The sequence below is a fragment of the Tessaracoccus sp. SD287 genome, from assembly GCF_017355265.1.
GTDB lineage: Bacteria > Actinomycetota > Actinomycetes > Propionibacteriales > Propionibacteriaceae > Aestuariimicrobium.
Map to the genome: position 1 here is coordinate 1 of NZ_JADIJQ010000025.1, position 23,225 is coordinate 23,225.

Consider the following 23,225-nt stretch of genomic DNA (forward strand, 5'->3'; position numbering starts at 1 on the left):
TGAGGTGTGTAATAAGGGCAGGGGCATGGGCGTTCGTCGCCCGCGTCCCGAGGGTGGCGCTCCCGCTGGCGGCCGTCCCGGCCCCGGCGCGCGTGAGGGTGGTCCTCGTCCCGGCGGTGCCGGTGCCGATGGCCAGCGGATGCCGCGCCCCGGCGGCACCTCAGGGATGCCTCGCCCGAACCCGGCGATGATGCCCAAGCAGCAGTCCCAGGCCCTGCAGCCGACCCAGGCACGTGGTGCCGGCGGCCGTGGTGGTCCTCGTCGCGGCGGCCCCGGTGGCGGCCCCGGCGGACCCAACCGTGGTCCCGGCATGGGCGGCGGCCCTTCCGGTCCGGTCACCGGTGGCGGCGGCCGTGGCCGCGGTCGTACCGGCGGCACCCAGGGTGCATTCGGTCGTGGCGGCGCCGGTGGGCGTCGTGGCCGCAAGTCCAAGAAGCAGCGCAGGCAGGAATTCGACCAGATGGAGGCGCCGCTGATTGGTGGCGTGCGCGTCCGTCAGGGCGACGGCTCTTCGGTGCGTCTGCGCCGTGGCGCGTCCTTGACCGACCTGGCCGAGAAGATCGGCGTCGAGCCGGCATCGCTGGTGCAGGTGTTGTTCAACCTGGGCGAGATGGTCACTGCCACCCAGTCGGTCTCCGACGAGACCCTGCAGGTGCTGGGCGCCGAGTTGAACTACAGCATCGAGGTCGTCTCGCCCGAGGACGAGGACCGCGAACTGCTGGAGAGCTTCGACCTCGACTTCGGCACCGACGAGGGCGATGAGGACGACCTCGAACAGCGTCCGCCGGTCGTCACCGTCATGGGTCACGTCGACCATGGCAAGACCAAGCTGCTCGACTACCTGCGTTCGGCGAACGTGGCGGGCAAGGAGGCCGGTGGCATCACCCAGGCCATTGGCGCCTACCAGGTCGAGACCACCGTCGACGACGTCGATCGCAAGATCACCCTGATCGACACCCCTGGTCACGAGGCCTTCACCCAGATGCGTGCCCGTGGCGCCAAGTCCACCGACATCGCCATCCTGGTGGTGGCCGCCGACGACGGGGTGATGCCGCAGACGATCGAGGCGCTCAACCACGCCAAGGCTGCCGACGTCCCGGTCGTGGTGGCCGTGAACAAGGTCGACAAGCCGACCGCTGACCCTGAGAAGGTGCGCGGCCAGCTGACCGAGTTCGGTCTGGTTCCCGAGGAGTACGGCGGCGACACCATGTTCGTCAACGTCTCCGCCGTGACCGGTGAGGGCATGGACGCGCTGCTGGAGGCGGTCGTGCTGACCGCCGACGCCGCACTCGACCTGCGCGCCAACCCGAGCATGGCCGGTCAGGGTGTCGCCATCGAGGCACACCTGGACAAGGGACGTGGCCCCGTGGCCACCGCCCTGGTCCAGCGTGGCACCCTGCGCATCGGTGACTCGATCGTGGCCGGTTCGGCCCACGGCCGTGTCCGTGCGCTGATCAACGACCGTGGCGAGAACGTCACCGAGGCCCCGCCGGCAATGCCGGTGCAGGTGCTCGGCCTGACCAGCGTGCCCGGCGCCGGCGACAACCTGCTGGTCGTCGAGGACGACCGGATGGCCCGCCAGATCGCCGACAAGCGCGAGGCCAGGATGCGTGCCGCGGCCCAGGCTGCCGGTTCGCGTCGCAAGACCCTCGACCAGCTGTTCGAGCAGCTCGAGAAGGGCGAGACGCAGGAACTGCTGCTCATCCTCAAGGGCGACGGCGCTGGTTCGGTCGAGGCCCTGGAGGACGCACTGTCGAAGATCGACGTCGGCGACGAGGTGTCGCTGCGCGTCATCGACCGCGGTGTGGGTGCCATCACCGAGACGAACGTCTCGCTGGCAGCCGCGTCTAAGGCCGTCATCCTGGGCTTCAACGTGCGCCCCACGGCGCACGCCGCCCAGATGGCCGACCGCGAGAACGTCGACCTGCGCTACTACTCGGTGATCTACGCCGCGATCGACGAGATCGAGGCAGCGCTGAAGGGCATGCTCAAGCCGATCTACGAAGAGAAGCAGCTGGGCATGGCCCAGATCCGCGAGATCTTCCGGTCGTCGAAGTTCGGCAACATCGCCGGCTGCATGGTCACCTCCGGTCTCATGCGTCGCAACGCCAAGGCTCGTCTCATCCGCGATGGCGTCGTCATCCAGGAGACCAGCATTGCGTCGCTGCGCCGTGAGCGTGACGATGCCACCGAGGTGCGCGAGGGCTACGAATGTGGTCTGACCCTGTCGAACTACAACGACATCCAGATCGGTGACGAGGTCGAGACCTACGAGATGGTCGAGAAGTCGCGCGACTGATTGGTTGCACTAACAACGCACTAGCGTGTGGGGCGGGGCGAGTGATCGCTTCGCCCCACTGCTGTCGCCCCATCCGCACAACAGGAGGAACCATGAGCACCAACCCCCGCGTGGCCAAGCTGGCCGACCAGATCAAGGTCGTCGTGGCCGAGACGCTGGAGCGCCGCGTCAAGGACCCGCGGCTGGGCTTCATCACGGTCACCGACGTCCGGTTGACGGGGGACTCCCGCGAGGCCACCATCTTCTACACCGTGATGGGTGACGAGCAGGAACGCGCCGGCACCGAGGCCGCCCTGGTCTCGGCCACCGGGATGCTGCGCACCACCGTCGGCAAGCGGCTGGGACTGCGCTACGCGCCCAGCCTGGCCTTCGTGCTGGATGCCACCGCCGACACCGCCGCCGCCCTGGAGGACCTGCTCGCCGAGACCCGCCGCCGCGACGCCGAACTGCAGGCGCAGGCCGCCGGTGCCAGCTACGCCGGGGACGCCGACCCGTACCGCAAGGACGAGGACGACGACGAGGACGAGAACTGAGCTGATGGGTCACGCCTCCGAGTCCGGCATCGTGCTGGTCGACAAGCCGCAGGGTTGGACCTCCCACCAGGTGGTCGGGCGGCTGCGGCGACTGCTCGGCACCCGCAAGGTGGGCCATGCCGGCACCCTCGACCCGATGGCCACCGGTCTGCTCATCATTGGCGTCAACCGGGCCACTCGACTGCTCGGCCATCTGGCCGGGCGGGACAAGACCTACCTGGCCACCATCCGGCTCGGCCAGTCCTCGAGCACCGACGACGCCGAGGGCGACCTGTCCGAGGTCGTCGCGGCCGGGCACCTGGACGAGGCCACCGTGGAGGCCGCGATGGTCGGGCTGCGGGGACACATTTCGCAGGTGCCGAGCTCGGTCTCGGCGATCAAGGTGGACGGCAAACGTGCCTACGCGCTGGTCCGCGCCGGCACGGAGGTGGATCTCAAGGCCCGCGTCGTCGAGGTCAGCCGCTTCGAGGTCACCGCGCGCCGCCCGGCCGGCGACCTGCTCGACCTCGACGTGACCGTCGACTGCTCCTCGGGCACCTACGTGCGGGCCCTGGCCCGCGACCTGGGCGCCGCCCTGGGGGTGGGTGGACACCTGACCATGCTGCGCCGGACCCGCATCGGCACGTTCCACCTGCCCGACGACGCGCCCGACCTGGACGACGAGCGGGCGCCGGGGTTGGTCGCCATGGGTGAGGTGGCCCGCGGCGCCTTCACCTGCGTCGAGGTCAGCGAGGCCGACGCCCGGGCCCTGGGCTACGGCCAGCGCATCCCCGTCACGGTCACCGGTGACGACGTCGCAGCGCTGGGCCCTGACGGAGACCTGGTCGCCCTGCTGGGCCCAGACGACGCGCCCGGATGGGCTCGTCCGCGTACCGTCTTCGCCCCAGCCAGCCAGACCGCCTAGAATCCACACTCGTGCAGCCTCAACAGAACAGCGTCGTGGCCATCGGCAACTTCGACGGCGTCCATGTCGGTCACCAGGCCCTGCTTGCCCAGGCCCGGGCGCAGGCCCCGGACCTGCCGCTGGTCGTGGTCACCTTCTGGCCCCACCCCAAGAGCGTGATCCGGCCCGGCACCGAGCCGCCCCTGCTGACGGACCTGCCCGAACGCATCGACCACCTGCGGCGGGCCGGCGCCGACGAGGTGCGGGTGGTGCCCTTCACCCCCGACGTGATGGGCTGGTCTCCCGAGGAGTTCGTCGACCGGGTGCTGATGCCGCTGAACCCGACGGTGATCATCGTCGGTTCGAACTTCACCTTCGGCAAGAGGGCCGCCGGGACGGTCGAGACGCTGCGCGAACTGGGGCAGGGTCGCTACCGCGTCCACCAGGTCGACCTGCTCGCCGTGCACGAGACGACCACCTGCTCCTCCACCGTCCGGGAGGCACTGGACCGCGGCGACGTCGCCGAGGCGGCGGTGCACCTGGGCCGCTTGTTCCGCTACTCCGGCATCGTCATGATGGGCCACCAGCGTGGCCGTGACCTGGGTTTCCCCACGGCCAACCTGCCCGTCGAGCGGGGTCGGGCGGCCCCCGGTGACGGGGTCTACGCCGGCTGGCTGACCGTCGACGGCCAGGACGAGCCGATGCCGGCCTCCATCTCGGTGGGCACCAACCCCACCTTTGACGACGTCCCGCACGTGGTGGTCGAGGCCTACGTGCTCGACCGCACCGACCTGAACCTGTACGGCCGACTGGTGCACGTGGACTTCGTTGAACGTCTGCGCGGCAACGTCAAGTTCTACGGGGTGGACTCACTGATCGAGCAGATGCACCACGACGTCGAACGAACCCGGGAGGTCCTGGGCCGGGTCAACGCATCGTGAGCGACTTGCGGAAGATGGCGAAGTGCTCGCTGGCCGCCTCGGGGTCCTCGACCTGGATGGTGTCGGGCTGGTCGACGAACAAGTGGTCACCGGTCGCCGAGTAGCCCAGGTCGACTGCCATCGGGATCGCCTTCTCGTTGTTCGGGTCGATCGCCATGTGCGTGGCCTCGTAGCCGAGCTCACGGGCCTGGTCCTCGAGCCACCGGGTCAGGGTGGAACCCAACTTCTGCCGGCGGGCATCGGTCATGACCCAGATGCGCTTGACCTCGGGACGCAACTCGCTGATCAGGTCCAGCACCGCAGAGCCGACCACCGTTCCGTCGACCTCGACCACCGCGACGATGGCCTCCTGCAGGGTGGCGGCCTGGAAGAAGACGTCCACCTCTTCGGCATGGGGGAACGAACGCAGCGTGTCCAGATCTGCCTTGCTGGCGGGTCGCACCCTCGCCTCAGTCCTGGCCATCACGGTCCTCCTCATTCCTCGGGCGGCACGTCACGTGCGCCTGTTAGCCACATGCTAGGCGTACCCGGGCACGGCCGCATCAGACGGGGGGCTTTGCTCGGTTGGCTGCGCCCGCGATTTCGCGGGTCCGCGGAGTCGGGGTAGAGTCATCCCTTGGCGTCAGAGCGCCCGCGGAACCAGAGAGCCCGGCCATTGGTCGGTGCGCCGCGCAACGAGACGAAGGGGATCGGCCATGGATGCTGAGACGAAGAAGCAAATCATCGAAGAGTACGCGACCAAGCCAGGCGACACCGGCTCCCCGGATGTCCAGATCGCCCTGCTGAGCAAGCGCATCTCGCACCTGACCGAGCACCTCAAGCAGCACAAGGGTGACCACCACTCGCGTCGCGGCCTGATGCTCATGGTCGGCCAGCGCCGCCGCCTGCTCAACTACGTCGCCCAGGAGGACATCAACCACTACCGTGAGTTGATCGCCCGCCTCGGCCTGCGTCGCTGATCGCGTACCCAGTCCTACCCACGAACGCACCGCTCGTCCCGCCCGGGATGGCCGGTGCGTTCGTCGTTGTGGCATGCCTTCGGCGGCCACGATGAGGCACAAACCTGCGCCGGCGGCTAGACTGGGCGGGAGACAATTGCACAACCATGTACCACCACATCATGTACCACCACGATCGACTGCGAGAACGGTCTGGTCCTCGGTAGTGGCACTCGGGTCATCACGCCCCGCATGCCTCGATCGAAGACCGGCTGGGGCAGTCACCCGGTGAGTTGCACCCATGCCGACCCGGCGCCACCTTCCTGCACATGCCGGAGGTGCGCCCCCACGGCTGGACGCCCGACGCGGAGCAACGCCCGGCCGGTGGTCATGAGCCGCTGTCCACGGTGGACGGCGGCCGATCACGAGAGGAGTCCCCATGGAGGGACCTGACGTTCATTTCACTGAGGCCATCATCGACAACGGCCGTTTCGGCAAGCATGTCGTCCGTTTCGAGTCGGGCCTGCTGGCCCAGCAGGCAGACGGCTCCGCAGCCGTCTACCTCGACGAGGACACCATGCTGCTGTCGGCCACCACGGCCGCCAAGACCCCCCGCGACTCCATCGACTTCTTCCCGCTGACGGTTGACGTCGAGGAGCGCATGTACGCCGCCGGACGCATCCCCGGCTCATTCTTCCGCCGCGAGGGCCGCCCCAGCGAGGGCGCCATCCTGGCCTGCCGCCTGATCGACCGTCCGCTGCGCCCCACCTTCGTCAAGGGCCTGCGCAACGAGGTCCAGGTCGTCGTCACCGTGATGGCGCTGAACCCCACCGTCCGCTACGACGTGGTGGCCATCAACGCCGCCTCCATGTCGACCCAGCTCGCCGGTCTGCCCTTCTCGGGCCCCATCGGTGGCGTCCGGATCGCCCTGATCGAGGGCCAGTGGGTTGCCTTCCCGACCGTTGAGCAGTCCGAGGACTCGGTCTTCGACATGGTCGTGGCCGGTCGGGTGCTGCCCGACGGCGACGTCGCCATCATGATGGTCGAGGCCGAATCGACCGAGACCACCTTCGAGAAGGTCCGCTCCGGTGTCCAGGCCCCGACCGAAGAGGTCGTCGGCCAGGGCCTGGAGGAGTCGAAGAAGTTCATCAAGGCACTGTGCGACGCGCAGGCCGAGCTGGCAGCCAAGCTGCCCAAGGAGACCTTCGACTTCCCGGTCTTCAAGGACTACCAGGACGACGTCTACGCCGAGGTCGAGCGCCTGGCCGCCGAGCAGCTGTCCAAGGACATGCAGATCGCCGGCAAGCAGGAGCGCGACGAGGCCACCCACGGCCTGCGCCAGCAGGTCACCGAGCAGCTGGCCGAGCAGTTCGCCGGCCGCGAGAACGAGATCTCGGGTGCCTTCAAGGCGCTGACCAAGAAGATCGTGCGCCACCGCACCCTCACCGAGGGCGTCCGCATCGACGGTCGCGGCGTCGCCGACATCCGCACCCTGTCCGCCGAGGTCGACGTGATCCCGCGCGTGCACGGTTCGGCCCTGTTCATGCGGGGCGAGACCCAGATCCTGGGCGTCTCGACCCTGAACATGCTGGGTCTGGAGCAGAAGCTTGACACCCTCGCCCCCGAGAACCACAAGCGCTACATGCACCACTACAACTTCCCGCCCTACTCGACCGGTGAGACCGGCCGCGTCGGGTCGCCCAAGCGCCGCGAAATCGGCCACGGCGCCCTGGCCGAGCGGGCGCTGGTGCCGGTGCTGCCCAGCCGCGAGGAGTTCCCCTACGCCATCCGCCAGGTCTCCGAGGCGCTCGGCTCCAACGGGTCCACCTCGATGGGCTCGGTCTGCGCCTCCACCCTGGCCCTGCTGAACGCCGGTGTGCCCCTGAAGGCCGCCGTCGCCGGCATCGCCATGGGCCTGATGAGCGAGACCATCGACGGCAAGACCCACTACGTCGCGCTGACCGACATCCTGGGTGCCGAGGACGCGCTGGGTGACATGGACTTCAAGGTCGCCGGCACCCGCGAGTTCGTGACCGCCCTGCAGCTCGACACCAAGCTCGACGGCATCCCCGCCGACGAGCTGGCCAAGGCCATGCTGCAGGCTCGCGACGCCCGTCACAGCATCCTGGAGGTGATGGCCGAGGCCATCGACGCCCCCGACGAGATGAGCCCCTACGCACCGCGGATCATCAGCGTGAAGATCCCGGTCGACAAGATCGGCGAGGTCATCGGCCCCAAGGGCAAGATGATCAACCAGATCCAGGACGACACCGGCGCCCAGATCTCGATCGAGGACGACGGCACCATCTACATCGGTGCCGACAACGGCGAGTCCGCCGAGGCGGCCCGGGCCATCATCAACGGCATCGCCAACCCGACGCTGCCCGAGAAGGGTGAGCGTTACCTGGGCACGGTCGTCAAGCTGACCACGTTCGGCGCCTTCGTGTCGCTGCTGCCCGGCAAGGACGGACTGGTGCACATCTCGAAGCTGAAGGAACTCAACGGTGGCAAGCGCGTCGAGAACGTCGAGGACGTGCTCTCGGTCGGCCAGAAGTTGCAGGTCGAGATCAGCGACATCGACGACCGCGGCAAGCTGTCGCTCTCGCCGGTGACCGAGGACCACGCTGACGACGAGGCCCCCGCTGAGGCCGACGCCCAGTGACCCACCGGGATACCCATCCCACCGGCACCGCTCGGCAGGACCGCGACGTTGTTCGTCGCAGCGTCCTGCCGGGCGGTGTCCGCATTGTCACCCAGCGCGTACCGGGCAGCCGCTCGGCCCACGTGGGCTTCTTCATTGGCGTCGGTTCACGTCACGAGAGGCCTGATGAGCACGGCTGCTCCCACATGCTCGAGCACCTGCTGTTCAAGGGCACCCGGCGCCGCAGCGCCCAGGACATCTCCGCCTGCCTGGAGGTGCTGGGCGGTGACCTGAACGCGTGGACGGCTCGCGACCACACCTGCTTCCACGCCGTGGTGCTGCCCGAGCACGGCCTGCTGGCTGCTGACGTGATCGCCGACATGCTCACCGAGTCGGTGGTCTCGGCCACGGACGTCGCCGCCGAGACCCGGGTCGTGCTCGAAGAGATCGCGATGCACGACGACGACCCCGTCGACGTCTGCGCCGAACTGTCCCAGCAGTCCCTGTTCGGCGACAGTCCGCTGGGACGCAGCGTGATCGGCACCACCGCCTCCATCCAGGGCCTGGACGGCGAGGTCATCCGGGACTTCTGGCGGCGCCACTACCGACCCGACAACATCGTGGTGGCTGCCAGCGGGGACGTCGACCATGACGCCCTGGTCGCCCAACTCGCCGAGGTCCGTGCCTGGCAGCAGCCCTCAGGGGGCAATGCCGTGGCTGCCGACGAGCCGCCCGTGACGTGGGTCGAGCCCGGTGAACCCGTCACCAGGTTCTGGGGCATGCAGCAGACCACCACCGCGTTGGCCTGGCCCGGTTACGGCCTGGACGACCCGCGCCGGCATGCCCTGTCGCTGGTGATGGTCATCCTCGGCGGCGGGATGAGTTCGCGCCTGTTCCAGCGGGTCCGCGAGGAGCTCTCCCTGGCCTACACCATCGACGCCGGTGACACCTGCTGGGACGGTGCCGGGGCGGCCACGGTGGAGTGGCAGTCCCTGCCCGGTCGCACCACCAGGATCGTGGAGGAGACCCGGCGCATCATTGCCGACCTGCTGGCGACCGGCGTGGGCCCCGACGACCTGGCCGCGGCCCAGCAGCAGGTGCGCGGGCAGACGCTGCTGCACCTGGACCACCCGGGAAACCTGATGACCCACTGGGGTGCCGCCACCCTGCGCCACGACCCGCGATCCATCGACGACCTGGTCGCCGAGATCATGGCCGTCACCCCCGAGCAGGCGACCACCGCGGCCCGCCAGGTGCTGTCGGCCCGCCCGCGCCTCGCCCTGGCCGGTGCCCGCACGCCGCTGGTGCGCCTTGGCCAGCGCGTCCGCAAGTGGTCCGATTCGCCACTCGGGTAGCCTCGACGGGGGACCGAGGTGGTCCCAGCACAGCCACGAACCTGGGGGAGATCACGTGACCCGCGTAGCCGTTTTCGGAGCCAAGGGGCGCATGGGCGCCGAGTCCTGCCGGGCCGTCGAGCGGGCGGGCCTCGACCTGGTCGCTGCGATCGACGCCGGTGAGGACCGCGAGGCCGCCGCCTCCGCCGAGGTGATCATCGACTTCACCCACCCCGACGTGGTCATGGACACCTTGGAGTGGGCCATCGGCCACGGCATCCACGCCGTCGTGGGTACCACCGGGTTCAGCCCTGAACGGATCGCCCAGGTCGAGGCGTGGCTGGCCGAGCAGCCGGGCGTCGGCGTCGTGATCGCGCCGAACTTCTCGGTGGGCGCGGTGCTGATGATGGACGCGGCTCGCCGCGCCGCAGCCTTCTACGAGTCGGCCGAGATCATTGAACTGCACCATCCCGACAAGGCCGATGCCCCCTCCGGCACTGCCACCACCACCGCCCAACGGATGGCCGCGGCCCGAGCCCGCGCGGGGGTCGGACCCAGTCCCGACGCGACCATTCACGAGGTCGACGGGGCCCGTGGGGCGCAGGTGGACGGCATCCGGGTGCACTCGGTGCGGCTGCGCGGTCTGGTCGCCCACCAGGAGGTGCTGCTGGGTGGCGAGGGTGAGACCCTCAGCATTCGCCACGACTCCTTCGACCGGGTCTCGTTCATGCCAGGGGTGATCGCGGCCGTGCGTGGTGTGGCCGATCGTCCGGGACTGACCCTGGGCATCGAACCGATCCTTGGGGTGGGCTGAGACGGTGAGCGCCGACGACGAGGTCACCCAGTCATTCGACGTCGACGAGATGCCCGCCGAACCGACCCTGACCGACCTCGACCGGGACGCGGTGCTGGCCGGCGCCGGGCGCGCCGCCACCCCGGCGGGCCCCCGCAGGAAGCGCCGCCCGTGGGGGCTGGTGATCCTGACCGGCGTGCTGGCGCTGCTGCTGGTGCTCGGCATCGCCGGGGTGGTGGCCGAGAACTACGCCCGCCGCAGCGCCGACGCCCGGATCTCCCAGGCCCTCTCCGACGCCTTCAGTGCCACCGCCACCGCCACCGTCGCCGACCCGGTGGTGCTGTGGTCCTTGGCCCGCGGGCGGGTCGGGCAGGTCGAGATCAGCGCCCCCCAGGCCACCTTCAGCTCCGGCGACTCGACCCTCACCCTGCAGTCGGTCAGCGGCACCGCCCGTGACATCACGGGCTTCAGCGAGCCGCGCAACGCCAGGCTGGGCAGCCTCGAGGCGACGGTGCTGGTGACCTGGGCCGAACTGTCCCGACTGTCAGGCATCGATGTGCGCCCCTCCTCGGACGGGCGGGTGCAGATCGACCGGACCGTCTCGGTGCTGGGCGCCGACATCGGGGTCCAGATCACCGCCCTGCCGCGGGTGGAGCGCAGCAGCGGACGGATCATCCTCGAGGACCCCCGGGCCCGGGCCGCGCGGGTGCCGATCCCCACGATGCTGCTGCAGTCGGCGCTCGACCGGGTCAACGAGAAGCTGGTGCTGCCGACGCTTCCCTCGATCACCTACGAGTCGCTGACGGTCACCCCGACGGGGCTCTCCCTGGCGATCAGCGGACGCGACGTCGCCGTCAGCGAACTCATGGCGTGATGTCGGTGTGCATCCGCACCTGGCGCATCACCACGGACTCGTCCTCGGTGCCCAGCTCGCGGTGCGCACCGTCGGCGCCCCACCCGGCCTCGGTCAGGAACCGGCGCAACGCGTCGTCGGTGGACCGCAGCCACCACGTCGCCCGCACGTAGCCATCGGCGCGCATGGTGTCGACCAGGGCGTTCAGCAGCCGTCCGTCGTGGCCCAGGTCACGGCCCATGTCATCAATGATGAACTCCGCCACCTCCGCATCCCGGGCGTCCGCGTCCGGGTCGTCGCTGGGGCCAATGGCCGCGAAGCCGACCACCCGTTGCGCCAAGCGGGTCTGGTCGTGCACCTCGGTGGCCTCCGGACGACCGGTCGGTTCGGTGGCCACCAGCACCCGGTAGTGGGCCAGCGGCGGACGAGTGATCGCCCGATGCCACGCCTGGGCCATCTCGTCCAGGTCCACCTGCGCGAGGAACGGCTGGTGCACGGGGTCCTGGTTCCAGGCACGACGCTGGATCTCGGCGATCTGCTGGGCCTCGACGGGCATCGCCAGGCGGACGGCAGCAGGGTTGCCCGACGGGGTCAACGGACGGTCATGACTCATGCCTGCGAGCCTATCGTCGCCGCGCAGGCCAGCCGGACCCACTAGTCTGGGGCGGTGGCTGCCAATACTTTGAAGACCCCCCGAAAACTGCCTGACGACACCCTGCGCGTGATTCCGCTCGGTGGGCTCGGCGACGTCGGCCGCAACATGGCCAGCCTCGAGATCAACGGACAGTTGATGCTGGTCGACTGCGGCGTGCTGTTCCCCGAGGACGACCACCCCGGCGTCGACCTCATCCTGCCGGGACTGGACGCGCTGGAGGGACGACTGGACGACGTGCAGGCCCTGGTCCTGACCCACGGGCACGAGGACCACATTGGCGCGGTGCCCTACCTGCTGCGCCGCCGCAACGACATTCCCGTCTACGGCTCCCGGCTGACCCTGGCCCTGCTCGAGAACAAGCTGCGGGAGCACCGCATCCGCAACCATGACCTGCGGGTGGTTGCCGAGGGCGACCGGATCACCGCCGGCGAGTTCGACTGCGAGTTCATTGCCGTCAACCACTCCATCCCCGATGCGCTGGCGGTGTTCGTCCGGACCAAGGCGGGCACCCTGTTGCACACCGGCGACTTCAAGATGGACCAGTTGCCGCTGGACGGTCGGATCACCGACCTGCGCGCCTTCGCCCGCCTGGGGGAGGAGGGCGTCGACCTGTTCCTGGTCGACTCCACCAACGCCGAGGTGCCCGGCTTCACCACCAGTGAGCGTGACATCGCCCCCGCCATGGAGCGGGTGTTCAGCACCTCCAACCAGAAGCTGATCGTGGCCTGCTTCGCCTCGCACGTGCACCGCGTGCAGCAGGTGATGGACGCCGCGGTGAAGTACGGCCGCAAGGTCGTCTACGTCGGACGCTCGATGATGCGCAACATGGGGGTGGCGCGTGACCTGGGGTACCTGCAGGTGCCCGAGAACACCCTGATCGACATGAAGGACATCGAGAAGTACCGCGACGACCAGGTCGTCATCATCTCGACTGGCTCCCAGGGTGAGCCGTTGTCCGCCCTGGCGCGCATCGCCAACCACGAGCACCCGGTGATCCGGCTCGCCCCCGGCGACACGGTGCTGCTGGCCTCCTCGTTGATCCCCGGCAACGAGAACTCCGTGGGTCGGGTCATCAACGGCCTGACCCGTCTGGGCGCCAACATCGTCCACAAGGGCAACGCGATGGTGCACGTGTCCGGCCACGCCTCGGCCGGCGAGTTGCTGTACTGCTACAACATCCTCAAGCCGCGCAACGTGATGCCCGTCCACGGCGAGGTGCGCCACCTCGTCGCCAACGGCGCACTGGCCATCAAGACCGGCATCCCCGCTGAACGGGTGCTGATCACCGAGGACGGGGGAGTGGTCGACCTCGCCAAGGGCCAGGCCAAGGTGGTCGGCAAGATCGACGCCGCCTACATCTTCGTCGACGGCTCGTCGGTGGGTGACATCTCCGAGAGCGAGCTGACCGACCGCAAGATCCTGGGCGAGGAGGGCTTCATCTCGATCGTTGCGGCCATCAACCTGCACGACGGCACCCTGGTCACCGGACCCGACATCACCGGACGCGGCTTCGGTGAGGCCGACTTCCAGCAGATCACCACCGAGGTTCGCCAGGCCCTGCTGAAGTCCATCCAGGAGGGCGCCGACGACTCCCACCGGCTGCAGCAGACCGTGCGCCGGACCGTCGGACGGTGGGTCTCCAAGACCTACAGCCGCCGCCCCATGATCGTGCCGGTCGTCATCACCATCTAGGCCCGGGTCGGCCATTTGGCCCGGGGGTGCTGCGCCCGCTATGATCGTCAGGTTGCTGTGCGGCCGTTCAGGCCCCAGCCCGCTTCCGGGGGTGGTCCCGGATCGGTACCGAATCACTCCGCAACAGCGGATCCACTACGAGGAGACACCATGGCTGCCGTGTGCGACGTCTGCGCCAAGAAGCCCAGCTTCGGCCACAACGTGCCCTGGTCGAAGAAGAAGACCAACCGCCGCTGGGACCCGAACATCCAGCGCGTCCGCGCCACCGTCAATGGTGCCGCCAAGCGCCTCAACGTGTGCACCTCGTGCCTCAAGGCCGGCAAGGTCACCCGCTGACCCTGCGCGTCCCACGCAGCATCGGCGCTTCGGCGCCACCTCAGGAGCCCACCGCGGTGGGCTCCTTTGCTGTCCCCGGTGCCCGCTAGCCTGCTGGGGTGGAGAATCGCTGGCAGACACCAACCTTTGAGCGGCTGAACACCCCCCTGGCCAAGGTGGTGGGCGACAAGACCGCGAAGGCATTCGCGCCACTGCGGGTCCACACCGTGGGCGACCTGCTGCGGCACGTGCCGCGCCGCTACCTGGCGGGCACCGAGAACTCCGACCTGACCGGTCTGCCGATCGGTGAGGACGCGGCGGTGATGGCCGTCGTCGACGAGGTCCGGATGGCCGGCCAGGAGCCGCGGATGCGGGTCGAGGCGACGCTGACAGATGGCAGGGGACGCCTCAGCGCCACCTTCTTCGGCAAGGCCCGTCTCTGCAAGTACTGGTTCTCGCTGCTGTCGGGCCGCCCCCGCGGCATCTTCGTCGGCCGGGTCGGTGAGTTCAACCACCGCCCGCAGCTCACCCACCCCAAGTTCGTCCTGTTCGACGACCGGGGCAACCCCACCGGCAAGGGGGACGTGGACGACCTGGTCGCTTCGGTCTCGCGTTCGGGTCTGGTGGGCATCTACCCGGCGACCTCGGCGCTGCCCACCTGGACGATTTCGGCCACGATCGCCATGGTCCTCGACCAGGTCCAGCCAGACCTGGCTGAACCCCTTCCCGACTGGGTGCGCGAGGCCGAACAACTGCCGCTCCTGGTCGACGCCTTCGCCGACGTCCACCTGCCCGACACGCGCGACAAGGCCGAACATGGCATCGAGCGACTGCTGTTCGACGAGGCGCTTGCGCTGCAGTTGGCCATGGCCTATCGACGGGCCGACGCCGCGCGCGAACCGGCGCCTGCCATGAAGCACCGACCCGGCGGTCTGCTCGACGCCCTGGACGCCCGGCTGCCGTTCACCATGACCGAGGGCCAGCGCACCGTCAGCGACGAGATCTTCGGCGAACTGCAGCACGAGCACCCGATGCAGCGGCTGCTGCAGGGTGAGGTGGGTTCGGGCAAGACCCTGGTGGCCACCCGAGCCATGGCCCGCGCCATCGACGCCGGCTACCAGGCGGCACTGCTCGCCCCCACCGAGGTGCTGGCCACCCAGCATGCCGAGACCCTGCGGGGCCTGCTGGGCGACCTGGGTGAGGGGCAGGTGCTCGGCGCCCCCGAGCAGGCCACCAAGGTGGTGGTGTTGACCGGGTCGATGCCTGCGGCGGCCCGCAAGCAGGTGCTGCTGGACATTGCCAGCGGTGAGGCCGGCATCGTCGTCGGCACCCATGCCCTGCTGGCCGAGCAGGTGATGTTCGCCTCTCTCGGGCTGGTCGTGGTCGACGAGCAGCACCGCTTCGGTGTGGAGCAGCGCGCCGCGCTCGGCACCAAGGCCGACCTGCGTCCGCACGTGCTGGTGATGACCGCCACCCCCATCCCTCGATCGGTCGCCATGACCGTCTTCGGCGACCTGGAGACCAGCACCCTGCGCGAGATCCCCGCCGGCCGGTCGACGGTGCAGACCACCGTCGTGGACGCCGCTCGTCACCCGGCCTGGGTGCAGCGCGCCTGGCAACGCATCACCGAGGAGGTTGCCGAGGGTCGCCAGGCCTTCGTGGTGTGTTCCCGCATCAGCAAGAACCAGACCGACGCCGACCCCGAGATCGAGCCGGGGGCAGAGCAGGGCATGCCCGAGCCGCTGACGGTGGAGGAGTTGGCTGCTGAACTGGCCACCGGCCCCCTGCGGGGCTGCCGGGTGGCCATGCTGCACGGGCGGATGAGCGCCGACGACAAGGCCGAGACGATGGCGGCGTTCGCGTCGGGCCAGGTCGACGTGCTGGTGTCCACCACCGTGATCGAGGTCGGGGTCGACGTCCCCAACGCCTCGATGATGGTGGTGATGGACGCCGACCGGTTCGGCATCTCGCAGCTGCACCAGCTGCGTGGCCGCATCGGACGCGGGGAGCATGCCGGTGTCTGCCTGCTGGTCAGCCATGCGCCGCTGGACAGCCCGGCGGCCCGGCGGCTGGCGGCGGTCGCCCGGTCCAGGGACGGCTTCGCGCTCGCCGAGGAGGATCTGGCCGCGCGCCGGGAGGGCAACATCCTGGGCAGTTCCCAGGCCGGAACCCGGTCGACGCTGCGCCTGCTGCGGGTGCTGGAGCACGCCCCGATCATTGAGGCGGCCCGCACCATCGCGAACCGCCTCGCAGCCGACGACCCGCAACGCGAGGATCCCCACCTGGCTGACATGGTGCGCCAGACCGAACTGCTGGCGGCGGGGGAGTGGCTCGAGAAGGGCTGAGTCGCTCGAACCGCCCTCGCTCGAACCGCCCTCACTCGAACCGGTAGTAGCGTCCCGTGATCGTCGTCGGGGTGATGCGCACGTAGTGGTGCTTCACCGTTCCCGTCCATGGCCGCAGTGGCATCTTGTCGGCGCGGGCCAGTTCGTCGGGATCGGTGATCCGCTCGGCGGTGCCTCGGACCAGGACGCTCCATCCGGCGGTGTCGTCCCAGTCGTCGGCCTCGAAGGCGACGTGCTGGTTCAGGACCATCTCGGCGAGCTTGGTGCCCTCGGCGGTGCGGAAGACCACCGAGGAGCCGTCCACGACGAAGTTCACGGGAAAGATCGAGGGCTGGGTGTCATGGGCGGTGGCCAGGCGGCCCACCTCGACGCTGTCGAGGTATCCCCACGAGGTGTCCTCTTCGAGTTCGGTTGATTCGTTGCTGTTGATGTGGTGCATGTCTCAATTCAACACTGTCGGGTGGACTCTTGCACAGGGTTTGTGAGACTTTTCACGTGCGCGGCGTGGAAAGCACCGCAGACTGGCTTTCGCTAGGCTGCCACGGTGAGCAGGATCGTGGCAGGAACAGCCCGCGGACGCCGTCTGGAGACGCCGTCCGGTGGCGCAACCCGACCCACCACCGACCGGGTGCGAGAGGCCTTCTTCTCGGTGCTGGCCAGTTGGAACGGCACCGCCGACCGGGCGGTCGAGGAGCAACTCGCCGGTCTGTCGGTGCTCGACCTGTACGCCGGTTCCGGCGCGATGGGGCTCGAGGCGGCCAGCAGGGGAGCGCATCCGGTGCTCATGGTCGAGGCCGATGCCCGCACCCACGACGTGGTCCGCCGCAACATTGCCCTCACCGGGCTGGCGGTGACCAGTCGCTGCGCCCGGGCAGAATCGGTCGTCGGCGTCCCGAACCCCGGCAACGCCTACGACGTCGTCTGGCTCGACCCGCCCTACACCGTCGGCGTCGAGGCCCTCAACCCGCTGCTGGCGAGCATCCTGGCCAACGGCTGGGTGCGTCACGACGGCGTGGTCGTCGTCGAACGCTCCGGACGCGGCCCTGCCCCCGAACTGCCGGGCACCGACGCCTGGGATCGCCGCTACGGCGAGACCACGCTGCACTGGTTTGCGCCAGCGGCGGCACCCGACCCCATCACCGAGGAGTCATCGTGAAGGTTGCCTGCCCCGGGTCGTTCGACCCGATCACCCTCGGCCACGTCGAGGTGATCAGCCGTGCCCGGGACCTGTTCGGTGAGGTGGTCGTGGGCATCGGACGCAACTCCACCAAGAACCACCTGTTCAGCACCGACGAACGCATCGACCTGGCCCGCCGGGTGCTGGGCGAGCTGCCCGGTGTCAGCGTGGAGGCCATCGACGGGTTGCTGGTCGACTTCTGCCACGAGCAGGGCGCCAGCGCCATCGTCAAGGGACTGCGGTTCGCCTCAGACTTCGACTACGAACTGCAGATGGCGCACATGAACCACCACGCCGGGCAGGTCGAGACGATCTTCCTGCCCGCCGGCCCCACCTACGGGACCGTCTCCTCGACGATGATGCGCCAGATTGCCCGGTTCGGCGGCGATGTCGCCAAGTTTCTGCCCCCGCTGGTCAACGAGGCCCTGGTTGCCCGCGTGGCCGAGCACCGCGCCGGGGGGTGACCCACGAGGGTTTCCTCCGGCGATTTGGGCGCAGCGCCCCGACAGCGTAAAGTTGCTCGTCGGTCATCAACACCCTGGAAACCCCCGTTGGTGCAAGAAGGTCTGGTCATGAACAATCCTCAGCGCTCGCTCGATGCCCGCTCGCCCCTCGTCCTCGAGGTCCACGAGCTCGGTCGTCGCGCCGGAACGATGAAGAAGGTCAGCCGGACCGTCCCCGCACCCGCAGGTTTGGGCATTGAGATGATCGGAGTGCCAGCAGGCTCCGACATTCCGCTCGAGCTCAGGCTCGAGTCGGTGGTGGAGGGCGTCTACGTCTCGGGGACCGCCGAGGTGGCGTTGGCCGGGGAGTGCTCACGGTGTCTGCGTCCGATCGAGGATGACCTCGCACTGGAGCTGCAGGAGCTGTACTTCTACCCGGACGACGACATCGAGGAGGATGCGCACCTCGTGGTCGACGAACGCGTCGACCTTGAGCCGCTGATCCGTGACGCCGTGGTACTCGATTTGCCCTTCACCCCCTTGTGCCGGGAAGATTGTGCAGGTTTGTGCGTCGTCTGCGGCGCCAACCTCAACGATGACCCCGACCACGGGCACGGTGACAGGATCGACCCCCGCTGGGGCAAGCTCCTGGACCTGTCCGAGGGCGCGGAGAACTGAAACACACCATCGGCTTCGGCCGTCATAGGACCACAACCGGCTCTTGGCCGGACACATTTCCGGCAATCCGGCCGGATGATCGAGGAGATAACCGTGGCTGTTCCCAAGCGGAAGATGTCCCGCAGCAACACTCGCCACCGTCGCTCGCAGTGGAAGACCACTGTCGTCAGCACGGTGGTCTGCGTCAACCCTGCTTGCCGTGAGCCCCACCTGCAGCACACCGCCTGCCCCGCCTGCGGCCAGTACGGCCCCAAGGGTGAGCGTCGTCAGGTTCTCGAGGCCTGAGTGCTGCCCGTCAGCCCTCGGCTGACCACAGCGAGCAGCTCGTCATGAGCCGCTTCCAAGAACTGCTCCAGGAGCTGGGTGTCCCCATCGACGCCCAGCTCCTTGCGCTTGCCCTGACCCACCGTTCGTGGGCCTACGAGAACGGCAACGGGCCGCACAACGAACGCCTGGAGTTCCTGGGCGACGCCGTGCTCGAGATCGTGGTCACCGAACACCTCTACCTCGCCTACCCGGACCTGCCCGAGGGACAACTCGCGAAGATGCGTGCCGCGGTCGTCAACGCGCACAGCCTGGCCGGGGTCGCCCGCGGGCTGGGGATTGGCCCGATGATCAAGCTGGGCCACGGCGAGGTCACCACCCGCGGCGCCGACAAGAGTTCCATCCTGGCCGACACCACCGAGGCCCTGATCGGCGCCATCCACCTGTCCTCGGGCGGGGCTGAGGCGTCGGCGACGTTCGTGCGGCACCTGTTCGTCCCGCTCGTCGAGACGGCCGCCGCCCTGGGCCCCGGCCTGGACTGGAAGACCTCCCTGCAGGAGGTCTGCGCGGCCCAGGGACTCGGCGTGCCCAGCTACGAGGTCAGCCAGTCCGGGCCCGACCACCTGCGCCGGTACGTGGCCAGCGTGGTCGTCGACGGTAAGCGGCGCGGCACCGGTGACGGCACCTCCAAGCGGCTGGCCGAGACCCGGGCCGCCGAGGTGGCCTACCGGCGGCTCACCCGCGACGCTGCCAACCAGCCCGAGCGCGGCTGATGCCCGAACTTCCCGAGGTCGAGGTCGTGCGCCGCGGTCTCGAGCAGTTGATCGATGGCCGCACGATCCTGGCCACCCAGGTGCTGCACCCCCGCCCCGTCCGCACCCACCCCAGCGGCGTCGAGGGCTTCACGGTGGAGACCGTCGGGCGCACCTTTGCCACGCCGCGGCGTCGCGGCAAGTACCTGTGGCTGCCCTTCGAGGACGGCGACGCCATGCTGGCCCACCTGGGCATGAGCGGCCAGTTCAGGATCAATGCGCCCGCCGACCCGCTGCTTCCGAACACCCGGGTGCTCTTCGACCTGTCGGACGGGGTCCAGTTGCGGTTCGTCGACCAGCGGATGTTCGGCGGGCTGTCCCTCAGCCCGGAGGGTGCGGTGCTGCCGGCCGAGATCGCCCACATCGCCCCCGACCCGTTCGAGTCGAGCTACGACCCCGGTCAGGTGGCGGCCCGCATCCGAAGCAGCGGCAGCGGCATCAAGAGACTGCTGCTGAACCAGCAGGTCGTCAGCGGCTTCGGCAACATCTACGTCGACGAGGCCCTGTGGCGCGCCCGGCTGCACTACGACCTGCCCGGCGAACGACTGAGCCGCCCCCGGGCCCTCAACCTGCTCGACCTCGGCCGGCAGGTGATGGCCGAGGCCCTCGAGGTCGGTGGCACCAGCTTCGACTCCCTCTACGTCAACGTGAACGGCGAGTCCGGCTACTTCGAACGCGGCCTGCAGGCCTACGGACGCGACGGGCTGCCCTGCCTGCGGTGCGGGCGGCTGCTCGTCCGCGAAGCCTTCATGAACCGCAGTTCGTACCGCTGCCCGAACTGCCAGCGGCGGCCCCGCCAACCACGTCCCGCCGCGGCCGCCCACTAGGAGTCGAGACCATTGTGAGTGAGACCAACCGCGGCCCTCTATTCTCTCAGCCCGCGCAACCCGGACAATGGGCCGAAGGCCGCCGCTACTTCGGCCTCGACGTCCACCCGCAGCCGACTCACCACCATCGCCAACACCAACCTCGAGAGGTGAACGAACCCCTCGCCCTCACCGCCTGAACGAAGGAACCCGCGCTACACCACCTGCCGGGACTTGACCGGCGAAGTTCGGTGATGCCTGGCTCGCCGGGCAGCCGGACCGCCCGTGCTCTACCGTCACCGCGAGCGACCGCCTGCGAGGGGTGCCGGCGTCCTGGGATCGACGTCCGTTCACAGCGGGGGCACGGTCCAGGCCATGAGCAGCAGCGCAGCCCCCAGGCCGAGGTCGAGGACGAAGCAGGCCTCGGTGAGCGAGCGGCTGACGACCTTGTCGCGGATGAAGTGGATCACGTCCCAGACGGTATGGCCGAGCGCCGCCGCCGCGGCCAGGTAGAGGGCCACCGTGGGGCTGGACATCATGGCGGTCAGGGCGATGGCGCTGAAGCTGACGAACGCCAGTGCCTGCAGGCCAACCTCGCGACGATCGGCCCCGGTGCCGCGCAGGAGCCCGAAGGTCGCGAATCCTGCTCCCATGACGAGCAGGGTGACGGTCGGATCGAGTCCCGTGAGGCCGGCGAGGACGACGGCGACGCTCGCGACGACGACCATGACCCAGACGCTTCGACGGGAGCCGATGGCGGCGGCCGCCAGGTAGCACGTCGAGGCGATGATGATGATCATCGCGGTGACATGCGGGTCGGGACCGTCGGCGTTGTTGATGAGCAACGCGAGCACTCCGAGTACTGATGGCCAGCGTGCCAGGAGATGGTGTCCGAAAGCCGCAGTGCGGCCGGACGAATGGGTAGGGACGTGGGTATCGAGATTCCTCGTGTTGTTGTTCATGATCGACAGTCTCTGCCCGGCTCCCGCGTGGTGAACCCGTGCATCTGGCATGGAAAATCTATGCACCCCGGCCCGACGAGTTGTCTCAGACCCAGCCGTTCTCGCGCGCGATCCGGTACGCCTCTGCACGGGTCTCGGCTCCGAGCTTGTGGCTCACGGTCGCGAGGTAATTGCGCACCGTCCCGGGTGAGAGGAAGAGTTCCCGCGCGACCTCCCGGACCGGCCGGTCTGCCTGGGCGGCCAGGAGTACCTCGGTCTCCCGGTGCGTCATCGGTGAGGGCGGCGTGGTGAGCGCGTCGGCGGCGAGCACGGGGTCGACGTAGCGCTGTCCTTCGTTCACGCGCCGAACGACGTCGGCCAGCGCGGTGCCCGGGGCACCCTTGGCGAGGAAGCCCCGCGCCCCGGAGGCTAGCGCCTGGCGGAGCACGTGGGGACGGCCGTGGGCCGTGAGTATCACCCCGGCGCAGTCGGGCAGTGCCCGGCCGAGTTCCTCGATGACGCCCAAGCCGTCGAGCTTGGGCATCTGCAGGTCGATGACCGCGACATCCGGGCGGCACAGCAAAGCCTGTTCCGTCGCCTGCCTGCCGTCACGGACGGCGCTCACGACCTCGATGTCCGCTTCGCGCTCCAAGAGCCCCACCAGTGCCTCTCGGATCAGCTCGTCGTCCTCGGCCAACAGGACCCGGATGGGCGCGCTCATGATGCCCGGACCGCATCACGGGGACAGCCCACGCGCAGCTCGAACCGGTCCTCGGTGCGCCGGTCCACGCTCAGGTGCGCACCGGCCGCTGCGCATCGATCCGAGAGCGTGGCCAGACCGGTGCCACCGGAGGCCTCGTTCCGCCCCGGCCCACGGACCCCGTCGTTGACGACGACGAGCGTAGGACCCTCTGCGGTGGCCGCGACCATGATCGACACCCGTCGTGCCCGGCTGTGGCGCAGGAGGTTCGTCACCGCCTCGCGGACGACGGCTGCCAGCAGGTGGGACAGTTCCTGGGGCAGGCGTGCAAGCACGTCCGGGCCGGCATCGACGCTCGCCTCGATGCCGGCCGAGTGGAGCACCAGGTCTGCGGCCTGGAGTTGGGTCGCGAGGTCAGCGACCGTCTGGCCGTGAACGGCTCGCCGGACTTCGACGAGCGTCTCGGAGGCGAGCCCGCGGATGGCCTCGCATTCCGTGGCGGCGTGGCCGGGGTCGCGGCCGGTGAGGTCCGCGGCGAGTTCAGCCTTCAGCGCGATGATGCCGAGGCGGTGTCCGAGCACGTCGTGGAGCTCGCGGCCGGCTCGTAGGCGCTCCTCGGCGATCGCCAGTGCGGTCTGGGCCTCTTTTCCGGCCTGCGCCGTCCAGAGCAGCCGCAGCAGCCACACGAGGGCCTGGCACATCGCCCACACGACAACCGCGCTACCGAGCAATGTCAGGACTGCGGCTGCGATCCCACCGTCGAACACGATGCCGCCGATCCAGGCAGCCGCCCCCAGGACGACTGCCATCACGACCCCCGACTGCCAGCTCAGCAGTGCACACGCGGCGATCGCGAAGCCCGCCAACCAGGCCCACGGCTGCTCACGGCGCTCGGCCCACAGGTGAGCGGGTGCCCACAGCACCAACGAGACGGCCAGGAGCATCACGGTCATGGCCCAGGTGCTGGCGGGGGACGGCCTCGGGCTCACCACCGTCCACAGGACCAGCATGAGGGCGGCACCGAACCCCGCCATCCCGACCACGAACGCCGCACCGAGGAACACGGTCGGCGGTGCCGTCAGCGATATCGGCACGATCACCGCCCAGGCGAAGCACGCCATCAAGACACCCAGCACGACCAGCCGCGGACCGGGTCGATGCGCAGATCCAGGATCGCCCATG

General features: G+C 69.2%; 24 protein-coding genes. 18 read left to right on the top strand and 6 right to left on the bottom strand.

Annotation, left to right across the window (positions count from 1 at the left end):
• The 4 genes from infB to IPV09_RS10350 form a co-directional block, all read left to right on the top strand.
• Positions 1-2,299, top strand: a 2,299-nt coding sequence (infB, locus tag IPV09_RS10335) for a translation initiation factor IF-2 (RefSeq protein ID WP_207475166.1), incomplete at its 5' end; no start/stop codon positions are given.
• A gap of 92 nt (positions 2,300-2,391) precedes the next feature.
• Complete coding sequence (rbfA, locus tag IPV09_RS10340) at positions 2,392-2,832, top strand: 30S ribosome-binding factor RbfA (protein ID WP_207475167.1); 441 nt, start codon at positions 2,392-2,394, stop codon at positions 2,830-2,832.
• 4 nt (positions 2,833-2,836) lie between these two features.
• Positions 2,837-3,736, top strand: coding sequence for a tRNA pseudouridine(55) synthase TruB (gene truB, locus IPV09_RS10345; protein WP_207475168.1), 900 nt, complete (start codon positions 2,837-2,839; stop codon positions 3,734-3,736).
• An 11-nt stretch (positions 3,737-3,747) separates the two neighbouring features.
• The gene (locus tag IPV09_RS10350) at positions 3,748-4,656 is read left to right on the top strand and encodes a bifunctional riboflavin kinase/FAD synthetase (RefSeq protein WP_370590283.1); all 909 of its coding nucleotides are present in this window, start codon (positions 3,748-3,750) and stop codon (positions 4,654-4,656) included.
• On the opposite strand, the gene IPV09_RS10355 is transcribed toward IPV09_RS10350, so the two are convergent.
• Complete coding sequence (locus IPV09_RS10355) at positions 4,643-5,119, bottom strand: GNAT family N-acetyltransferase (RefSeq protein WP_207475170.1); 477 nt, start codon at positions 5,117-5,119, stop codon at positions 4,643-4,645. The two genes, IPV09_RS10350 and IPV09_RS10355, sit on opposite strands and share 14 nt — an antisense overlap.
• A gap of 232 nt (positions 5,120-5,351) precedes the next feature.
• On the opposite strand from IPV09_RS10355, the gene rpsO reads away from it, so the two are divergent.
• From rpsO to IPV09_RS10380, 5 genes are all read left to right on the top strand, one after another.
• Positions 5,352-5,615, top strand: coding sequence for a 30S ribosomal protein S15 (gene rpsO / locus IPV09_RS10360; protein WP_207475171.1), 264 nt, complete (start codon positions 5,352-5,354; stop codon positions 5,613-5,615).
• A gap of 418 nt (positions 5,616-6,033) precedes the next feature.
• Entirely contained in the window at positions 6,034-8,256 is a 2,223-nt protein-coding gene (locus tag IPV09_RS10365; RefSeq protein WP_207475172.1) for a polyribonucleotide nucleotidyltransferase, read from the top strand.
• Positions 8,253-9,590: a pitrilysin family protein gene (locus tag IPV09_RS10370; protein ID WP_207475173.1), complete on the top strand. Its 1,338-nt coding sequence runs from the start codon at positions 8,253-8,255 to the stop codon at positions 9,588-9,590. The genes IPV09_RS10365 and IPV09_RS10370 overlap by 4 nt, the downstream gene beginning before the upstream one ends.
• A 55-nt stretch (positions 9,591-9,645) precedes the next feature.
• Positions 9,646-10,383, top strand: a complete 738-nt coding sequence (gene dapB, locus IPV09_RS10375; protein ID WP_207475174.1) for a 4-hydroxy-tetrahydrodipicolinate reductase — start codon at positions 9,646-9,648, stop codon at positions 10,381-10,383.
• A 4-nt stretch (positions 10,384-10,387) separates the two neighbouring features.
• On the top strand, positions 10,388-11,236 hold the full coding sequence (locus IPV09_RS10380) for a DUF2993 domain-containing protein (RefSeq protein WP_207475175.1): 849 nt from the start codon (positions 10,388-10,390) through the stop codon (positions 11,234-11,236).
• Here the strand turns inward: IPV09_RS10380 and IPV09_RS10385 are convergent.
• Entirely contained in the window at positions 11,226-11,828 is a 603-nt protein-coding gene (locus IPV09_RS10385) for a GNAT family N-acetyltransferase (protein WP_207475176.1), read from the bottom strand. The two genes, IPV09_RS10380 and IPV09_RS10385, sit on opposite strands and share 11 nt — an antisense overlap.
• A gap of 54 nt (positions 11,829-11,882) precedes the next feature.
• On the opposite strand from IPV09_RS10385, the gene IPV09_RS10390 reads away from it, so the two are divergent.
• The 3 genes from IPV09_RS10390 to IPV09_RS10400 all read left to right on the top strand — a co-directional run bounded on the left by IPV09_RS10390 (position 11,883) and on the right by IPV09_RS10400 (position 16,222).
• Positions 11,883-13,562 (top strand): ribonuclease J, encoded by a 1,680-nt coding sequence (locus IPV09_RS10390; protein ID WP_207475177.1) that lies wholly within the window; start codon positions 11,883-11,885, stop codon positions 13,560-13,562.
• Between the two features lie 150 nt (positions 13,563-13,712).
• Positions 13,713-13,898 (top strand): 50S ribosomal protein L28, encoded by a 186-nt coding sequence (rpmB, locus tag IPV09_RS10395; protein WP_207475178.1) that lies wholly within the window; start codon positions 13,713-13,715, stop codon positions 13,896-13,898.
• Positions 13,899-13,996: 98 nt separating this feature from the next.
• Entirely contained in the window at positions 13,997-16,222 is a 2,226-nt protein-coding gene (locus IPV09_RS10400; RefSeq protein WP_207475179.1) for an ATP-dependent DNA helicase RecG, read from the top strand.
• Between the two features lie 31 nt (positions 16,223-16,253).
• On the opposite strand, the gene IPV09_RS10405 is transcribed toward IPV09_RS10400, so the two are convergent.
• Positions 16,254-16,661, bottom strand: a complete 408-nt coding sequence (locus IPV09_RS10405) for a pyridoxamine 5'-phosphate oxidase family protein (RefSeq protein WP_207475180.1) — start codon at positions 16,659-16,661, stop codon at positions 16,254-16,256.
• Between the two features lie 105 nt (positions 16,662-16,766).
• Here IPV09_RS10405 and rsmD point away from each other — a divergent pair, with 105 nt between their 5' ends.
• The 6 genes from rsmD to mutM all read left to right on the top strand — a co-directional run bounded on the left by rsmD (position 16,767) and on the right by mutM (position 20,423).
• Positions 16,767-17,378, top strand: a complete 612-nt coding sequence (rsmD, locus tag IPV09_RS10410; protein WP_207475181.1) for a 16S rRNA (guanine(966)-N(2))-methyltransferase RsmD — start codon at positions 16,767-16,769, stop codon at positions 17,376-17,378.
• On the top strand, positions 17,375-17,863 hold the full coding sequence (gene coaD, locus IPV09_RS10415) for a pantetheine-phosphate adenylyltransferase (RefSeq protein ID WP_370590284.1): 489 nt from the start codon (positions 17,375-17,377) through the stop codon (positions 17,861-17,863). The genes rsmD and coaD overlap by 4 nt, the downstream gene beginning before the upstream one ends.
• 108 nt (positions 17,864-17,971) lie before the next feature.
• Positions 17,972-18,520, top strand: coding sequence for a DUF177 domain-containing protein (locus IPV09_RS10420; RefSeq protein ID WP_207475182.1), 549 nt, complete (start codon positions 17,972-17,974; stop codon positions 18,518-18,520).
• Positions 18,521-18,613: 93 nt separating this feature from the next.
• Positions 18,614-18,805 carry a 50S ribosomal protein L32 gene (rpmF, locus tag IPV09_RS10425; protein WP_207475183.1) on the top strand — a complete coding sequence of 64 codons (192 nt, stop codon included), beginning with the start codon at positions 18,614-18,616 and terminating at the stop codon, positions 18,803-18,805.
• A 44-nt stretch (positions 18,806-18,849) separates the two neighbouring features.
• On the top strand, positions 18,850-19,557 hold the full coding sequence (gene rnc / locus IPV09_RS10430; RefSeq protein WP_207475184.1) for a ribonuclease III: 708 nt from the start codon (positions 18,850-18,852) through the stop codon (positions 19,555-19,557).
• Positions 19,557-20,423: a bifunctional DNA-formamidopyrimidine glycosylase/DNA-(apurinic or apyrimidinic site) lyase gene (gene mutM, locus IPV09_RS10435; RefSeq protein WP_207475185.1), complete on the top strand. Its 867-nt coding sequence runs from the start codon at positions 19,557-19,559 to the stop codon at positions 20,421-20,423. The genes rnc and mutM overlap by 1 nt, the downstream gene beginning before the upstream one ends.
• 329 nt (positions 20,424-20,752) lie before the next feature.
• Here the strand turns inward: mutM and IPV09_RS10440 are convergent, their stop codons facing one another.
• From IPV09_RS10440 to IPV09_RS10450, 3 genes are all read right to left on the bottom strand, one after another.
• Positions 20,753-21,256, bottom strand: coding sequence for a hypothetical protein (locus IPV09_RS10440; RefSeq protein ID WP_207475186.1), 504 nt, complete (start codon positions 21,254-21,256; stop codon positions 20,753-20,755).
• Positions 21,257-21,449: 193 nt separating this feature from the next.
• Entirely contained in the window at positions 21,450-22,064 is a 615-nt protein-coding gene (locus tag IPV09_RS10445) for a response regulator transcription factor (RefSeq protein ID WP_207475187.1), read from the bottom strand.
• Positions 22,061-23,224, bottom strand: a complete 1,164-nt coding sequence (locus IPV09_RS10450) for a sensor histidine kinase (RefSeq protein WP_207475188.1) — start codon at positions 23,222-23,224, stop codon at positions 22,061-22,063. Before IPV09_RS10450 ends, IPV09_RS10445 begins: the two co-directional genes overlap by 4 nt.
• Position 23,225: the final 1 nt, after the last annotated feature.

Excerpts from the sequence above, each read along its gene's own strand:
- rpmB (WP_207475178.1), top strand. The coding sequence starts at position 13,713 with ATGGCTGCCGTGTGCGACGTCTGCGCCAAGAAGCCCAGCTTCGGCCAC.
- IPV09_RS10385 (WP_207475176.1), bottom strand. The coding sequence starts at position 11,828 with ATGAGTCATGACCGTCCGTTGACCCCGTCGGGCAACCCTGCTGCCGTC.
- rpsO (WP_207475171.1), top strand. The coding sequence starts at position 5,352 with ATGGATGCTGAGACGAAGAAGCAAATCATCGAAGAGTACGCGACCAAG.
- truB (WP_207475168.1), top strand. The coding sequence starts at position 2,837 with ATGGGTCACGCCTCCGAGTCCGGCATCGTGCTGGTCGACAAGCCGCAG.
- IPV09_RS10445 (WP_207475187.1), bottom strand. The coding sequence starts at position 22,064 with ATGAGCGCGCCCATCCGGGTCCTGTTGGCCGAGGACGACGAGCTGATC.
- rnc (WP_207475184.1), top strand. The coding sequence starts at position 18,850 with ATGAGCCGCTTCCAAGAACTGCTCCAGGAGCTGGGTGTCCCCATCGAC.
- IPV09_RS10420 (WP_207475182.1), top strand. The coding sequence starts at position 17,972 with ATGAACAATCCTCAGCGCTCGCTCGATGCCCGCTCGCCCCTCGTCCTC.
- mutM (WP_207475185.1), top strand. The coding sequence starts at position 19,557 with ATGCCCGAACTTCCCGAGGTCGAGGTCGTGCGCCGCGGTCTCGAGCAG.
- IPV09_RS10450 (WP_207475188.1), bottom strand. The coding sequence starts at position 23,224 with ATGGGCGATCCTGGATCTGCGCATCGACCCGGTCCGCGGCTGGTCGTG.
- rbfA (WP_207475167.1), top strand. The coding sequence starts at position 2,392 with ATGAGCACCAACCCCCGCGTGGCCAAGCTGGCCGACCAGATCAAGGTC.
- IPV09_RS10365 (WP_207475172.1), top strand. The coding sequence starts at position 6,034 with ATGGAGGGACCTGACGTTCATTTCACTGAGGCCATCATCGACAACGGC.
- IPV09_RS10355 (WP_207475170.1), bottom strand. The coding sequence starts at position 5,119 with ATGGCCAGGACTGAGGCGAGGGTGCGACCCGCCAGCAAGGCAGATCTG.
- IPV09_RS10405 (WP_207475180.1), bottom strand. The coding sequence starts at position 16,661 with ATGCACCACATCAACAGCAACGAATCAACCGAACTCGAAGAGGACACC.